Source organism: Azospirillum sp. TSH20 (assembly GCF_003115935.1).
In the GTDB taxonomy this organism is placed as follows: domain Bacteria; phylum Pseudomonadota; class Alphaproteobacteria; order Azospirillales; family Azospirillaceae; genus Azospirillum.
Map to the genome: position 1 here is coordinate 1 of NZ_LGQU01000096.1, position 15,920 is coordinate 15,920.

General features: G+C 64.7%; 12 protein-coding genes and 1 pseudogene. 9 read left to right on the forward strand and 4 right to left on the reverse strand.

Annotated elements, in window-relative coordinates; translation table 11 throughout:
• Positions 1-726: 726 nt before the first annotated feature.
• Complete coding sequence (locus tag TSH20_RS23795) at positions 727-2,154, reverse strand: sigma 54-interacting transcriptional regulator (protein ID WP_199231876.1); 1,428 nt, start codon at positions 2,152-2,154, stop codon at positions 727-729.
• Between the two features lie 332 nt (positions 2,155-2,486).
• On the opposite strand from TSH20_RS23795, the gene TSH20_RS23800 reads away from it, so the two are divergent.
• The 6 genes from TSH20_RS23800 to TSH20_RS23825 all read left to right on the forward strand — a co-directional run bounded on the left by TSH20_RS23800 (position 2,487) and on the right by TSH20_RS23825 (position 8,443).
• Positions 2,487-3,398: a 3-hydroxyacyl-CoA dehydrogenase family protein gene (locus TSH20_RS23800; RefSeq protein ID WP_109155787.1), complete on the forward strand. Its 912-nt coding sequence runs from the start codon at positions 2,487-2,489 to the stop codon at positions 3,396-3,398.
• An 81-nt stretch (positions 3,399-3,479) separates the two neighbouring features.
• On the forward strand, positions 3,480-4,418 hold the full coding sequence (locus tag TSH20_RS23805; protein ID WP_109154305.1) for a 3-keto-5-aminohexanoate cleavage protein: 939 nt from the start codon (positions 3,480-3,482) through the stop codon (positions 4,416-4,418).
• A 32-nt stretch (positions 4,419-4,450) separates the two neighbouring features.
• Positions 4,451-5,230, forward strand: a complete 780-nt coding sequence (locus tag TSH20_RS23810; RefSeq protein ID WP_109155786.1) for a 3-hydroxybutyrate dehydrogenase — start codon at positions 4,451-4,453, stop codon at positions 5,228-5,230.
• An 83-nt stretch (positions 5,231-5,313) separates the two neighbouring features.
• Positions 5,314-6,528, forward strand: a complete 1,215-nt coding sequence (locus tag TSH20_RS23815) for an ABC transporter substrate-binding protein (RefSeq protein WP_109155785.1) — start codon at positions 5,314-5,316, stop codon at positions 6,526-6,528.
• Positions 6,529-6,698: 170 nt separating this feature from the next.
• Positions 6,699-7,118 carry a CopG family transcriptional regulator gene (locus TSH20_RS23820; protein ID WP_109155784.1) on the forward strand — a complete coding sequence of 140 codons (420 nt, stop codon included), beginning with the start codon at positions 6,699-6,701 and terminating at the stop codon, positions 7,116-7,118.
• 53 nt (positions 7,119-7,171) lie between these two features.
• Positions 7,172-8,443 (forward strand): PHB depolymerase family esterase, encoded by a 1,272-nt coding sequence (locus TSH20_RS23825; protein ID WP_109155783.1) that lies wholly within the window; start codon positions 7,172-7,174, stop codon positions 8,441-8,443.
• A 222-nt stretch (positions 8,444-8,665) separates the two neighbouring features.
• On the opposite strand, the gene TSH20_RS23830 is transcribed toward TSH20_RS23825, so the two are convergent.
• Together TSH20_RS23830 and TSH20_RS23835 are read right to left on the reverse strand one after the other, a co-directional pair.
• A complete protein-coding gene (locus tag TSH20_RS23830) occupies positions 8,666-9,988 on the reverse strand; it encodes an MFS transporter (protein ID WP_199231875.1) in 1,323 nt (440 codons plus the stop codon).
• A 403-nt stretch (positions 9,989-10,391) separates the two neighbouring features.
• Positions 10,392-11,270 carry a LysR substrate-binding domain-containing protein gene (locus tag TSH20_RS23835; RefSeq protein WP_109155781.1) on the reverse strand — a complete coding sequence of 293 codons (879 nt, stop codon included), beginning with the start codon at positions 11,268-11,270 and terminating at the stop codon, positions 10,392-10,394.
• A 125-nt stretch (positions 11,271-11,395) separates the two neighbouring features.
• Between TSH20_RS23835 and TSH20_RS23840 the strand changes: the two genes are divergently transcribed.
• Genes TSH20_RS23840 through TSH20_RS23850 form a run of 3 tightly spaced genes read left to right on the forward strand, consistent with a single transcriptional unit; the run spans position 11,396 to position 14,848 of the window.
• Positions 11,396-12,598, forward strand: coding sequence for a CoA transferase (locus tag TSH20_RS23840; protein ID WP_109155780.1), 1,203 nt, complete (start codon positions 11,396-11,398; stop codon positions 12,596-12,598).
• Positions 12,599-12,648: 50 nt separating this feature from the next.
• Complete coding sequence (locus tag TSH20_RS23845; RefSeq protein WP_247874523.1) at positions 12,649-13,413, forward strand: enoyl-CoA hydratase-related protein; 765 nt, start codon at positions 12,649-12,651, stop codon at positions 13,411-13,413.
• Positions 13,340-14,848, forward strand: coding sequence for an NAD-dependent succinate-semialdehyde dehydrogenase (locus TSH20_RS23850; RefSeq protein WP_199232444.1), 1,509 nt, complete (start codon positions 13,340-13,342; stop codon positions 14,846-14,848). Before TSH20_RS23845 ends, TSH20_RS23850 begins: the two co-directional genes overlap by 74 nt.
• A gap of 124 nt (positions 14,849-14,972) precedes the next feature.
• Here TSH20_RS23850 and TSH20_RS23855 read toward each other — a convergent pair.
• A pseudogene (locus TSH20_RS23855) lies at positions 14,973-15,482 on the reverse strand (IS3 family transposase); the annotation flags it as partial.
• Positions 15,483-15,920 lie beyond the last annotated feature (438 nt).

A 15,920-nucleotide genomic window follows, 5' to 3' on the forward strand; every position in this document is an offset into this window, starting at 1 on the left:
TGGACACCCTGGACAACGGGTTCTGCAACCTCAGGCGTGGCTGGATATTGGACGCCGATGCTGGCTGGTTTTTGGAAGCCGATTGACAACTGGTCTGCGGGACGCATCAAGGTCTTCCTTTGTTTTTCTCGGCAAGTACATGCACCAACCACCCGACTGCGCCTCCCGGTGGGCGCTTCATCGGTCATGCAGCGGTTGGACACGGCTAGCCTGGCGGCCGCATGGACGCGGATCGGGCGGATCTCATGAATTCGGAGATTGCGTTGGCCCCGGACGGTCCGGGGGCCTTGCCTCAGGCGACCAGATCCGGGGCGAGCGAGCCTGCGTGAACGCGGCCTGCACGCAGGAGGTTACGGATATGGCGGAAAGGCAGGGTCATGATTGGGCAAATTTGGACAGGTTCGCTCTGGAATTCAAGGGGCAACAGGTTGACGGTGCCCCTGCGGGAGCAGTTCGCGGCCCAGGGTATTGCAGGAAACCGTGTGCGGATGGAATGTGAGACCCCGCGGTCGGAGTGTCTTGCCAGCTACAACCGCATCGACATCGCACGCGACTCGCTTCCTGTCGGCGGTAGGACAATGACAGCGGAATGCCCGTGGATGGGAATGCACGTCGTGACGCTGCGCGGGACACGACCGTGACCGGTGGGCCGGCTGCCTTGGACAGAGCTTTCTTGAGGGAAATTGGTGCAAATTCCATCCACCGGCTGCGGTCAGGAGGCTGGCATCAGTCGTCTGAATGCGACGCAATGCCGTGTTTGCGCAGTTTGGCGTAAAGGTTTGTGCGCGATAGGCCGAGCCTCCGGGCGGCTTCGAGCTTGTTGCCCCGGCAATCCTCCAGGGCTTCCAGAATGAGCGACCGTTCCAGCTCGTCCATGGCGGCGGTCAGGGACCGCTTCCGGTCGGGTGGGGCAGGCGGCTGGATTGCGGCGCTCGGAAGGATGTCCGCGAAATCCTCGGCCCTGATGCGCTCACCTTCGGTGCGCACATAGACCTGTTCGATGACGTTGGCCAATTCACGGACATTGCCGGGCCAATCATGCTGTCGCAGCGCATCCAGTGCCGCAGGCGTGAACTCGCGCATCGGCTGATCAAGACTGATGGCGATCTTCTCTGAAAACAGGGGGGCGAGGATCTCCAGGTCGTCCTTGCGGTCGCGGAGCGCCGGCAGCTGTATCGGAAAGACATTGAGCCGGTAGTACAGATCCGACCGGAAGGCGCCGCTGCGCACCATCTCGGCCAGGGGACGGCTGGTTGCGGCGATGATGCGGACATCGACCTTGATGATTTGATTGGATCCGAGCGGCTCGACCTCGCGTTCCTGCAGGGCACGCAGCAGTTTTGCCTGCAGTGGCAACGGCATGTCGCCGATCTCGTCGAGGAACAGCGTTCCACCATGGGCAAGCTGGAATTTGCCGGGGCGCGGCTGGCGGGCGGCGCCCGTATATGCCCCCGGTGCGACGCCGAAGAACTCCGCTTCCAGAAGATTTTCGGGAATTGCGGCGGTATTGACGGCGACGAAAGGGCGGTGGGCGCGATCCGAGGAGGCATGGATCGACTGAGCCACCAGTTCCTTGCCGGTCCCGGTTTCACCAAGCAGCAGGACCGCCGACCGGATCTGGCCGGCCCTGCGCACCAGCCGCTTGACCTGCAACATCGGCTGGCTGAAGCCGATCAGGTTCTCGACCGTGTATTGGGAGGCCCGGCTCGCCGCCAACTCCTGCTCCACACGGGTCAGGCGCGACTGCAGCTTGTTGAAACGGTCGGCGATGGGCCGAAGATAGGTCAGGCTGTTCTTCAGGGCGAAGGCGATGGCGCCGATGACCTGTCCTCGCTCATCGCGCAGGGGCAGGCGGCTGACCAGCAGCGTGTGCTCGCCATAGCGCATGATGTCGAGCGGCAGCGACCGGCCCGTTTCCACAACCTCGCGCATCCGGCTGTGTGGAATGATACGTTCCACCGGCTGGCCGATTGCGTCCGCCGGCGACCGGAAGCCAAGCATCGCAATCTGTTTGTCGCTGAACCAGACATGCTTGTCGTTTGACCAGACGAGGCGCGCATCCTGATCGACCAGGATGGCGCCGTCGATCATCTCATCGATCATCACCATCAGCGCACGTGCCGCAGCGAAATGACCGGCCGGATCCTTCTGCATGCCATGCTCCTTGGCGTCACTGATTGTCAATATGTCGTACATTGTCTGTCAGAAAAGTGAACACGGGGAAAGTGCTGATTTGCAGCCGTGTTCCGCACTTTGCGCCAGTCGACTGTCAGCGATCGCTGAATCCTGCGCCCCCGCATGTTGAGCGTCTCTTTGAAAATATTATTTTCTTTCAAATAGTTACCCGTATGGCACGCGTGTTGCTAGCCATCCCTTCCAAAATGCACGCCATCTGAACAATCCGCCACGCGATCCTGTGGGCCTTGGCAGGAATAGGGTGGTGGGGCACAGGCTTCAGGTCAGGCAAAGGGGGATATGCACGCGCCATGACAAACCAGCGCATCGCGATCATCGGCGGCGGACTGATGGGGCACGGGATCGCACAGGCCTTTGCCGCCGCCGGACATCGCGTCGCCATCCAGGAACCCGATGCCGAACGGCGGTCCGCGATCCCCGACCATATCCGCCGCAATCTGCAGGTTTTGGGGGAAGACGTCGCGGCCGCCGACCTGATCGACCTGCACGAAACGCTGGCGGGGGCCGTTGCCAGCGCCGACATCGTTATCGAGGCGGTGCCGGAGGACCTCGCCCTCAAACAACGCATCGTCGCGGCGATCGAAGCGGAGGCGCCATCCCACGCGCTTCTGGCCAGCAACACGTCGGTGATCCCAATCACGCGGATCATGGAGCCGCTTTCCGACAAGACCCGCGCCATGGGCACCCATTGGTGGAACCCGCCCTATCTGATCCCGCTAGTCGAGGTGATCCAGACCAAGGACAGCAGCGATGCCGCGATCACAGCGATGATGGGCCTGCTGACGTCCATCGGAAAGACGCCGGTGCATGTCCGTAAGGATGTTCCCGGTTTCATCGGCAATCGCCTGCAGCACGCGCTCTGGCGCGAGGCGATTGCCCTGGTCCAGAACGGCGTGTGCGATGCCGAAACAGTCGATGCCGTGGTCAAGGCGAGTTTCGGCCGGCGGCTCGCCGTGCTGGGACCGCTGGAAAATGCCGATCTTGTCGGCACCGACCTGACGCTCGCGGTTCATGAGCATGTCCTGCCCGATCTCGACCGCAGTCCCGGTCCATTGCCCCTTCTGCGCGATCTGGTCGCGTCAGGGCGGCTGGGCATGAAGGCAGGCGTGGGCTTCCGGACCTGGACGGAAGCGCAGCGGGAGGAGGTCGCCACCACCCTTGCCACGCATCTTCAACGGCTGGATGGCCTGGAACGCCGGTAGCCGCCGCCGCAGCCGCTCGGCGACGTTCAATCTTCAATCGTCCGCAACCCTGACGGGCGGACTCACACAGGAGGGCCTTGCATGGCCGCATCAGGCAAGAAAGTCATCATCAGCTGCGCGCTGACGGGCTCGATCCACACACCCACCATGTCGGACGCCCTGCCGGTCACGCCCGACGAGATCGTCGAGCAGGGGGTCGGTGCGGCCGAAGCCGGGGCGGCGATCCTGCACCTGCACGCCCGCGATCCCCGCACCGGGCAGCCGACACCGGATCCGGCGGTGTTCATGCAGTTCCTGCCGCGGCTGAAACAATCGACCGATGCGGTGCTGAACATCACCACCGGCGGCTCGCTCAACATGACGGTTCAGGAACGACTTGCAGCCCCGCTGCAGGCCCAGCCGGAAATGTGCTCGCTCAACATGGGATCGATGAACTTCGGCATCTTCCCTCTGGCCGACCGTTACAAGAACTGGAAGCACGACTGGGAAGAGCCCTATCTGCGCAGCACCGACGACTTCATCTTCCGCAACACCTTCCGGGACATCGCCTATATTCTGGAACATCTCGGTGAAGGCTGTGGCACGCGCTTCGAGTTCGAATGCTATGACGTCGGCCATCTGTACAATCTCGCACATTTCCTCGATCGCGGGCTGGTGAAGACGCCGCTCTTCATCCAGACGATCTTCGGAATCCTGGGCGGCATCGGGGCGGAGGAGCGCAACCTCGTCTTCATGCGCGAAACCGCTGACCGCCTGTTCGGCAAGGATTACGAATGGTCTGTGCTGGCCGCCGGCCGCCATCAGATTCCCTTCACGACCATGGCCGCGGTGATGGGCGGCAATGTCCGGGTCGGGCTTGAGGACAGCCTCTATCTTGCAAAGGGCCGGCTGGCGCGGAACAGCGCCGAGCAGGTGGCGAAAATCCGCCGCATCCTGGAGGAGCTATCGCTGGAGGTCGCCACCCCGGAAGAGGCGCGCGCCATGCTCCACCTCAAGGGCGCCGATCAGGTGGCGTTCTGAACCGCCCCATTTCCCATATCAAGGACCGATAGATGCAGAACAGAAACGCCGTGGTTACCGGTTCCACCAGCGGAATCGGGCTGGCGACCGTGCGGGAACTGGCCGGCCGGGGCTGCCATGTGATGGTCAACGGCTTCGGCGACCGTGCGGAGATCGACCGGACCTGTGCCGAGATCGCGGAGCGGAGCGGGACCCGGATCGTCTATTCAGGCGCCGATCTCAGCCGGCCAGAGGAGGCCCGCGCCATGATGGCGGAGGCCGCGAACCTGCTGGGACCGATCGACATCCTGGTGAACAATGCCGGCATCCAGCATGTCGCCGCCCTGCACGAGTTTCCTGACGACAAATGGGACCTGCTGCTGGCGGTCAATCTCAGCGCCGCGTTCCACACGATCAAGGCGGCTGTGCCGGCGATGCGGGGGCGGGGCTGGGGGCGCATCGTCAACACGGCCTCCGTGTTGGGCATGGTCGGCGCCCCGCACAAGCCGGCCTATGTCGCCGCCAAGCACGGCATCATCGGCCTGACCAAGTCGGTGTCGATCGAGGTCGCCGGTCATGGCATCACCTGCAATGCGGTGTGTCCCGGCACGGTGCTGACCCCGATCATCGAACGGCAGATCGCCCAGCAGGCGCAGGTCACCGGCCTGCCCGAGGATCAGGTCCTGAAGGCGGTGTTCCTGGAGAAGATGCCGACCGGCCGGTTGATTGGCCCGGAGGAGGTCGCCGCCGCCATCGCCTTCCTCTGTTCCGACGCCGCGGCATCAATCACCGGCGCGGTCCTTCCCGTCGACGGCGGCTACACCACTCATTGAGCCCACATCCCGCTACCCTCCGGGCGGCGCCGTCGCCGGCGACCGCCCCAATCACCAAGAACTGTCAGAATTGGGAGTGAAAGATGCGCAAGTTCCTTCTCGCCGGCGTCGCCTTCGCCACGCTGGCCGTGGGTTCGGCCCCGATCCAGGCCCAGGCCCAGATGTCCGACTCTGTCATCAAGATCGGCATGCTGTCCGACCGCTCCGGCATCTATGCCGACATCAACGGCGAAGGATCGGCGGTGGCCGCAAGGATGGCCGCCGAGGAGTTCGGCAACGCCATCAACGGCACGAAGATCGAGATCATCGTCGGCGACCACCAGAACAAGGCGGACATCGCCGCCAACCTCGCCCGCCAGTGGATCGATACGGAAAAGGTGGACGTGATCGCCGATGTGCCGAATTCGGCCGCCGCGCTGGCCGTGCAGGGGATCACACGGGACAAGAAGCGCCTGTTCCTGATGTCCGGTCCAGGTTCGACCGATCTGACGGGCAAGGATTGCAGCCCCTACGGCTTCCAGTGGACCTGGGACAACCATGCCGTCGCCTCTGCCACCGCCCGCGCGCTGGTCGAGCAGGGCAGGAAGAGCTGGTTCTTCATCACCGCCGATTACGCCTTCGGCCATTCGCTGGAGGCCGAAGCGGCCGACACGGTCAAGCAGCTCGGCGGGACGATCAAGGGCAGTGTGCGTCATCCGCTGGGCGCATCCGACTTCTCCTCCTACCTGCTTCAGGCTCAGGCATCCGGCGCCGACGTCGTCGCCTTCGCCAATGCCGGCGGCGACACCATCAACGGCGTCAAGCAGGCCGCCGAATTCGGCATTCCCCAGAGTGGGCAGACCTTGGCCGGCCTGCTGCTGAACATCAACGACATCAAGGCGCTCGGGCTGGAGACCTCGCAGGGGCTGATGCTGGCGAACTCCTTTTACTGGGACATGAACGACGAGACCCGCGCCTGGTCGAAAAAGTTCGAGGAACGAACCGGCCGCAAGCCGTCGATGAACCAGGCCGGTGTGTATTCGGCGGTCCGCCATTACCTGAAGGCCGTGCAGGAAATCGGCACCGACGATGCCGACAAGGTGGCTGCCAAGATGCGCAGCATGCCGGTCACCGACATGATGATGAAGGAGGCGAAGATCGCCGATAACGGCCGCGTCTTCGACGACATGTATCTGGCACAGGTCAAGACACCGGCCGAATCCAAATACGCCTGGGATTACTTCAAGATCATCAAGAAGATCCCCGGTACGCAGGCCTACATCGACCCGAAGGCCAGCGGCTGCCCACTCGTGAAATGACGGAGAAAGGGGAGCGTTCGGGCTCCCCTTTTTCATTGCTCTGCGTCAGGCGACCCTCGGCGGCGGGGGTTGCAAGCCGACGGCCTTCCGAAAACATCGGGACTGGGCTTGAACGGCAGGCATGCGCCATCCATTTACCATCCATACAGATGGTGGAAGGATGGACGACCATGAGCGACGTGGCGCGAGACCTGCGGCCGAAAGCCGGAGACAGCGAGAAGATCACGATCAATCTCGGCTACGTCGACCTGGGTCACATCGACCTGTTGGTGGAGGAGGGGTTTTATTCGAACCGCACCGACTTCATCCGCACTGCCATCCGCAACCAAGTCGACAAACACGCTGACGTGGTCCGCCAATCGGTGACGCGAAAGAGCGTCGATCTGGGCCTTCGTCATTTCAGCCGCGCCGACCTGGAAGCCGTACAGGCCGAGGGGCGGATGCTGGATATCCGCGTCCTCGGGCTTGCCGCCATCGCCCAGGACGTGACGCCCGAGCTTGCCCGCGCCACCATCGCCACGCTGACCGTACTTGGCGCGCTCCATGCGCCGGCCGCCGTCAAGGCGGCGCTCGCCGACCGCATCCGCTGATGCGTCCCGCAGAGCCGATGCCGGCGTCATCCCCGAACCGAGAAAGCACCCACATGTCCCAAACACGCCCCACCGGCTTTCCGCCCGGCATGGACGAGGTCGCCCGCCTGACCCGCGCCGGCCGGCTCGCCGAAGCGACCGGTCTGGTCCAGCGCCTGCTGCGCGGAGAGGGCGCGACCGAACCTGCGGCAACTCCGGCCACCGTGCCAGACCCGACTTTGCTGGAGGGAGAGTTCGTGAACCTCGATGCTGCTCCCGGACCGCAGGCTCGCAGCGACACCTCGGACCGCGCGCGACCGGCCGGCAAGATGCCGGGAGGCCGGTCAGGAAAGGGCGCGAGGACCGGCCTGGGCGAGACCCTGCGCGGCCTTGCCGCGCGCCTGCAGCCGACGGGATTGCTAGGCGGAACCGGTGCGCCGCGCCTGCCCGCCGAACCGCTGCCGGATGGCGCGTCCTTCGCGACGGCGTCCCACAGCGGGGCAGCGGGGACGCGGGCCTATAAGCTCTATGTGCCGGCCAACCGCGGCGACGGGCTGCGTCCTTTGGTGGTGATGCTGCACGGCTGCACCCAGTCGCCCGACGATTTCTCCGCAGGGACCAGGATGAACGCCTTCGCCGAGCGGCACGGCGTTTACGTCGCCTACCCCGAACAGCCGGCCTCGGCCAACGCCCAGCGCTGCTGGAACTGGTTCAAACCCGAAGATCAGCGCCGCGGACATGGGGAGCCCGACCTGCTGGCCGGGATCACCCGCCGGATCATCCACGACCACCCCATCGACCCGAACCGGGTTTACATCGCCGGGCTGTCGGCCGGCGGTGCCGCCGCGGCCATCATGGGGGAAGCCTATCCCGACCTCTATGCGGCGGTCGGCGTGCATTCCGGCCTGCCTGCCGGCGCCGCACACGATCTTCCCTCCGCCCTCGCCGCCATGCGCCAGGGCGACGGCGGAGCCACAGGCAGGGCACGAGCAGGAAGAGCGGGTGCCCGCCAACCTGTACCCACCATCATCTTCCACGGCGATCGCGATACTGTCGTCCACCCGCGAAACGGCGATCATGTGGCCGCCCGCGCGACGGCCGCCGCGGCCGGCCTCGACACTGAAGTGCAACATGGCGAAGCCCCCGGCCGGCGTTCCTACAGCCGAACCCTGCACACCGCCCCTTCCGGCCGGGCGCTGTGCGAGCTGTGGGCCATCCATGGCGCCGGACATGCCTGGGCGGGTGGGAGCCCCAGCGGCTCCTACACCGACCCGCAGGGTCCAGACGCCACGGCGGAGATGCTGCGCTTCTTCCTGGGACACCAGTTGCGGACCGCGTCCGCCTGAACGCCACCGGCATCATAGCATGTCCACCTACAGGGACCATCGGCGCCACGCTGGACGCGCCGATGGCCCGAGGCACCCTCAAGGGCAGGGCGGAGGTCCGCATTCCTCCGCCCCGACCGCCCTGGCCGCCACTTCAGGCCAGATCCCCGTCCTGATTGTCTTTCTGCCGAAATCGCTGCGCTATCTGGTCGCTTTCGCCCCGACCGATAGCAGCACAGGACTTCATCCCATCGAGTGGGTCTGAGCCTTGATCGGAGGTGCAGCCTTGGTCGCATTTCTCCCCTTCTCTGCCTTCATCGCCCAGCAGTAGGTGACCACCGCACAGGGGATCAGGGACGCGATGGAGTATCCAACGCCGGCAAGCGGATTGCCCGTCCAGTTAACGAGCGTCAGCGAGATCAGCGGCAAAAACCCGCCGAACATGACATTGCCGACCTGTTGCGCCAAACCAAAGCCTGTCGTGCGGCTCTGCGGCGGGAAGCATTCCGAAATAAAAGCGGGGAGGGGGGCCATGATCATCGCCGTCAGCGCGGCCAGCGCCGTGATGAGAACGGTGACGAGGGTCCACGAGCCCGTCTCGGCACCCGCCGCAATGCCGGAAAAGGCCGGATAGGCGGTGATCATCCAGGAGACGATGCCGATCAGCATGGTCCTGGCACGGCCGATCCGGTCCGAAAGTCCGCCGAAAACCGGGAACAGCGGCGCGGTCACCAGCACCGCGACCGCGACGCACATGTTGGCCTGCATGCTGTCGACCTTCAGGACGCCTTGCAGGAAATACAGCATGTAGACCACCGACGTGTACAATGCGACCGATGTCCCGCCCTGCGCGCCGAAGATCGCCAGCAGGATTCCCTTCCAGGCTGCCCGGCTCGTCAAGGATTCCGCGAGGGGCGACGCGGAGAGCGTTCCGGATCGCTTGAGTTCCAGGAAGACCGGCGTCTCCGTCATCTTCAATCGGATGAAAGTCGCCACGATGACGATCGGTGCCGACAAAAGGAACGGTATCCGCCAGCCCCACAGATCGAACATCTCGGCGCTAAGGCTGGTCTTGAGGGCGGCGACGATGACAAGGGCGATGAGCAGCCCGACCCCGGCGGTGCCTTGCAGCACGCTGGTGTAGAGTCCGGCCCGTCGGGCTGGGGCGTGTTCCATCACGTACACCGCCGCCGAGCCATATTCGCCGCCCAGTGCGATACCCTGCACGACGCGCAGAGCGAGCAGCGCGGCAGGGGCGGCGACGCCGGCGGTGGCATAGCTCGGCAGGCACCCCATCAGGAACGTCGCCGCCCCCATCAGCGTCAGGGTCACGACAAAGGTCTTCTTCCGTCCGACCCGATCCGCCATCGGACTGAAGATGAGCGTGCCGATCGGTCGCGCGAGGAACGCCGCGCCGAAGCCCGCGGCGCCGACCAGAGCGCCCACCGCTGGATCCTCTGTTGGGAAGAAGAGCCTGGTGAAGGTTGCCGTAAGGGCGACGTAGACGAAGAAATCATAATATTCCAGCATGGTTCCAAGGCTGGATGAGAAAACGATCGACAGCATATTCGGTGGCCGCGATTGGACCATTTCGGTTCCTCCCCTGCGCATCCGGTGTTTCAGAATGCGGATTGTTCGTGACGGTGACCGCTCATGGTTCGGGGGCGGGCCGAAAGGCTCCTCCGTTGCGAACGGCATGGCTTTCGTTCCGGTCCCCAGGGGTCTTCGGAGCTGTATTTTCCTGGGCGATCAAAGTCTGGCTTGGACATCCGCGCCTTGGATTCCGGGCGCGCTCCGGACCGGCAGTGGATTTGTCCACGGAGCCACGGCGGCTCTGTCTTCGCGGACGGTAATGAAAATCGCGCAGACCGACCAGCAAGTAAAATCGCGCAACTGTTGACCTGAGGGAAACAATCTCCGGAGACGCGGTGGGCGGGGCCGCGGATGTGACGGTCGAGCTTCCGATCCGCTAGGCGGCGTCGACCGACGTCAACCAGCGCTGGAGTTGATCGAGGACGGTGCGTTTCTGGCTCCGGACATCGGACACCAGATAGTAGGTGACGTTTCGGCGATCGAGCGCGAACGCGATCGGCGCCACCAGATCGCCGGCCGCCAACTCGTCCTCGACGAGCACGAGTTGCGCCAGAGCCACCCCATGCCCTTCGAGCGCCGCCTGATAGGCCAGGGCGGAACTTTCCAGTTCCCTGCGGCGCTTGAGCCCGGTCATGTCGATGCCGGCGGCATCGCACCAGAGTGCCCAATCGTCGGGGCGGGCGCGGACAAAGAGCAGCGTTTGTCGGGCCAGCCAGGAGGCGTCTTTCGCCTCCGATCCTTTCAGCAGAGCCGGGCTGCAGACCGGGCGCAGTATGTTCGGCACCAGCGGGACGGCACGATGCTCGGGCCATTGCCCGTCGCCGAGCCGGATGGCCGCATCGAAGTCGCCCAAGTCGCTCCATAGGGATTCCGTCGTCAGACGGACATCGATTTCCGGATGGGCCAATTGGAAATGCGACAGGCGGGGCAGCAACCAGCGTGTCGCGAAAGTCGTGTAGGAGCGTAGCTTCAGTACAGCCCGCCCGGACGACGCGTGAAGAAGCGCGCTGGCCTTACGCAATCCGTCGAAGTGGCTGGTGACCCGCTCGTAATAGGCGGCACCGACAGAGGTCATGGTCAGACCACGACCCTGACGGGCGAACAGCGCGACGCCGAAATGCTCCTCCAACAGACGGATCTGCCGGCTGATGGCACTCGGCGTCACCAGCAACTCATCCGCGGCCGCCCGGACGCTGCCCGTGCGCGCGACGATCTCGAACGCCAGGAGCGCATTCAGCGGAGGCAGGTCTCTCATGATCGACCGTGCAGGTTTCCTCAACAGTTGCGCAAGATTACTCGATTGTGGCGGAAGCGCAATCGGCGGCACATGGACACCATCACGGGGCGATACCGCCCATGTCCATGGAGTCATTGAATCCTATGCTCGCACAGTCTCTTACCGGACTCACCGTTCTCGATTTCGGCCAGTTGATCGCCGGACCGGTCTGCGGGATGTGGCTTGCGGACATGGGCGCGACCGTCGTCAAGATCGAGCCTCCAGGCGGCGAACTTGCGCGGCGGCTCGGTCCGCCCTGGCAGAACGGCGAAAGCCTGACCGCTCTGACGGCGAACCGGAACAAGCTGGCCCTCAGCATCGACCTCAAACGGCCGGAGGCGGCCGGGGTGATCCGCCGACTGGTGGAGCGGACCGACGTCGTCCTGGAGAATTTCCGCCCTGGCGTCACCGCCCGCCTCGGCATCGACCATGCGTCGCTGTCCGCGGTCAAGCCGGACCTCATCACCTGTTCGCTCTCCGCCTACGGGCAGACCGGGCCATGGTCCGGCCGCCCCGGCGTGGATGGGATCATCCAGGCGGTCACCGGGCTGATGGCGGGGATCTCGGCCCCAGACGGCGGGCCCGGAAAGGTGCCGCTGCCACTGGCCGACATGACGGGCGCACTGTTTGCGACGGTCGCGATCCTGGCTGCCCTGCGGCGGCGCGATGCGACGGGAGAAGGCGGACATCTCGACGTCAGCCTGTACAATTCCATGCTGATGCTCCAGCAACTGAACCTTGCCGCCTATCTCAACTCTGGCACGGTGCCGGAGCCGACGGGCAGCGCCGCTCCCTACGCCGCGGTGAACGAGGCGCTGCCGACCCGCGACGGTTGGATCATGGTCGCCGCCTACCAGGATCGCCGGTGGCAAGCGCTCTGCAACCTCGTCGGACGTCCTGATCTCGTCGCGGATCCCCGCTTCGCGACGAACGCCGGGCGCGTCGCCGAACGGCCGGCGCTGCTTGCCGTACTTCAGCCGCTTTTCCGCCGGCGGACATCCGCCGAGTGGTTGCCGCTGTTGTGGGAGGCCGACATCGTCGCCGCCACGGTCGCCGATTACGCTGAAGTCGCCGGCACCGAACAGTATACGGCCAGTGGCATCGAGATCGAACTGGATCACCCGCGGGCAGGCCGCTTCCGCACCCCGGGCTTCGCGCTGGGCACCCCCGGCGCGGCGCGGCCGACCGCACCACCACCCCTCACGGGTCAGGATTCGCGCGTGGTCCTGCAACGCTTCGGCTTCGCCGAAGCGGAGGTGGACGCGCTCATGTCGGATTCCGTGGTCTTCACCGGAGCAACATCGTGATACGCCCATTTCTGAGGATCGAACGGGAAGGCGGACTCGTCCTCCTGACGATGGACGAGCCTGCAACCCGCAACGCTCTTTCGCGGCCGGAGCAGTGTGACGACTTCATTGCGGCCATCGAGGCCATCAATGCCGACAACAGAGTCCACGTGGCGATCCTGACCGGCGCCGGACCGGCCTTCTGCGCGGGCGGCAACGTCAAGGATATGCAGTCGCATCAGGGACTGATGGCCGGTGGGCCAATTGACATCGGGGAGCGCTATCGGCGCACGCTGCAACGCCTCGCGCTCGCCCTTTACGGGCTGGAGGTGCCGGTCATCGCGGCAGTGAACGGTCCGGCGATGGGGGCTGGCCTCGATCTCGCCTGCATGTGCGATCTGCGCATCGCGTCGCCGTCCGCCACCTTTGCGGAGACCTTCGTCAGGCTGGGACTGGTGTCGGGGATCGGTGGCGCGTGGTTCCTGCCCAGGGCGATCGGGCAGGTCCGCGCGGCGGAACTGGCCTTCACCGGCCGGATCATCGACGCCGGCACAGCGCTCGACTACGGGTTGGTGTCGGAGATCGTTCCAGCCAACGGGCTGATGGATCGCGCCCGCGCCCTGGCGGACGAGATCGCGCGGAACTCGGCGCCGGCCCTGCGCTACACCAAGCGACTTCTTCGCATGTCGGAGCGCAGCGATCTGGCGGGCTGCCTCGACGCGACGGCGGCGCTTCAGACGCTGGCGCATTTGTCGCCGGAGCATGCGCTCTCGGTCGATCGCTACCTGGAAGAACAGGCTGCCCGACGGGCGGCGCGCCGGCAATTGCCGGCTTGATCGCGGTTTATCGGCGCTCTCCGGCGCAGCATTTCGGAATGTGGGAAGAACAGTCATGATCAAGGTCTACAATCCTGCCGACGGCTCGCTGGTCGGCAAGGCGCCGGATATGGGCATCGACGAGGTGCGGGCTGCCATCGGCCGGACCTGCGAGGCGTTCAAGCCGTGGTCCCGCAGGCTGGCGAAAGAGCGCGGCGACATCCTGCGCCGCTGGTTCGACCTCGTCCGGGCGGACAAGCAGGCGTTCGCCGAAACCATGGTCCGGGAAAACGGCAAATGCCTGACCGAAGCGATGGGGGAGATCGACTATGGGCTCGGTTTCATCGAATGGTATGCCGAGGAAGCCAAGCGCGTCTATGGCGACACCATCCCGACGCACGCGAACGACGCCGCGGTGATGGTGGTCAAGGAGCCGGTCGGCCCGACCGCGGCGATCACGCCCTGGAACTTCCCCTTCATGATGATCACGCGAAAGGTCGCGACCGCACTCGCGGCGGGTTGCACGATGATCATCAAGCCGTCGGAACTGACGCCTCTCACCGCCTACAAGCTGCTCGAATACGCACGGTTGGCCGGCATTCCCGAAGGCGTGTTCGAGATGGTGACCGGCGACCCCAGGGCCATCGGCGAGGCCTTCACCAGCGATCCGCGCATCCGGAAGATCTCGTTCACCGGATCGACGGGCATCGGCCGGCTCCTCGCCAGGAACAGTGCGGAAACGCTCAAGACGATGACGATGGAACTTGGCGGCAACGCTCCCTTCATCATCTTCGACGACGCTGACATCGAGGAGGCGGTGAAGGGACTGGTGGCCGCCAAACTGCGCAACTCCGGGCAGGTCTGCATCTCGCCGAACCGCATCTATGTACAGGATGGCGTTCACGACCGCGTCGTCGATCTGCTGGCGGACAGGGTCGCGTCGATCCGGGTCGACCAGGGACTGCAGAGCGATTTCGTGGTCGGCCCGCTGATCAACCAGTCGGCTATCGACAAGGTGAGCGCCCTGGTGGCCGACGCCGTCGAGCGGGGAGCGGCCGTCCGCAGCGGTGGGAAGCCGCATGCCCGCGGCGGCCTGTTCTACGAGCCGACCATCCTCACCGGGGTGGATGACGCGTTCCGGATTGCCCAAACGGAAATTTTCGGGCCGGTCTTTCCCATTTACCGCTTCCACCGCGAGGACGAGGTGATCCAGCGGGCCAACGACACCGAGTATGGGCTGGTGGCCTACGCCTACACCCGCGATGCCGGCCGGTTTCTCCGCCTATCGCGCGATCTGGAAGCGGGTATGGTCATCCTGAATTCCGGCGCCGTTGGAACTGCGTCGGTGCCGTTTGGCGGGGTGAAGCAGTCAGGCTATGGCCGCGAAGGCAGTCATTTTGGGATCGAAGAGTATGTGCAGGTGAAATACGTGCTGATGAGCGGCATGGGAAAATAGGTCGGGTGGTGGCTGCTGCCGGAGGCCTTCTGGTAAAACGGGGGGAGGTGTCAAGCTGACGTGTGAGTTGGTCCCCGTTTCCCGGACAGTTTGGCGGCTGGAATAAGCTTGGCTCAGGTTCGTGTCACGCCGCCAATCTGATCTGGTCCTGTGTGCCCTGGTAGGCCTCTGCCGGGGTTCTGCCGCCGAGCGCCGAGTGCGGGCGTTCGTCGTTGTAGCAATCGATCCAGCGACTGATCCCGGCTCTGGCCTTGCTGCCCGTTTCGAAGGCGTGGAGGTAGACGCATTCGTATTTCATCGATCGCCACAGCCGTTCGATGAAGACGTTGTCCATCCACCGGCCGGGCCCGTCCATCGACACCCGAATGCCAGCAGCGGTCAAGAGGCCGGTGAAACGTGGGCTGGTGAACTGGCTTCTCTGATCGGTGTTGAAGATGTCCGGCCGGCCGTGCCGCGCCATCGCCTCCTCCACGTCTTCGATGCAGAACTCGACCTCCATGGTGTTCGACAGACGCCAACTCAGGACCTTGCCCGATGCCCAGTCCATCACCGCCACCAAGTACAGAGAGCCGCGGCGCATGGGAATGTCGGTGATGTCGCTGCACCACACCTGATCGGGGCGGTCGATGGTCAGGTCGCAGCGGCTTCAGCCTTGCCGGAAAATAACCGGCCATCCCCGCTTCTTCCAGGCGTTGATCAGCGTCTGGTATACGCCGTCCTTGGAGACCAACTGCGACACCGTCAACTCGCCCCTGGATCGCCTCCAGCGCCACCTTCGGCTTGAACTCTGCCGAATACCGCTTCCGTTTCCCCGTCATCGGGTCCGTCCTTCTTCCTCGGCGAACCAAGCTTATCCGACTGTCCGGGAAACGGGGACCACCTCACCCGTCGCACCCTGCGCACCTTCCGGGCGCAGGCCAGGGTCGACTGGCAGGCAGCGACTGTCGCGGCGTGAGCCTGTCGGGAAATCGAAGCATGCTGCACGCAGGCTCAGTTATCGCGACAAAGCTCGCTGTCGCATAGTCCACGCGATGCAACTCACGGCGTCGTCTTGCCCTCATTCACCCTGTGG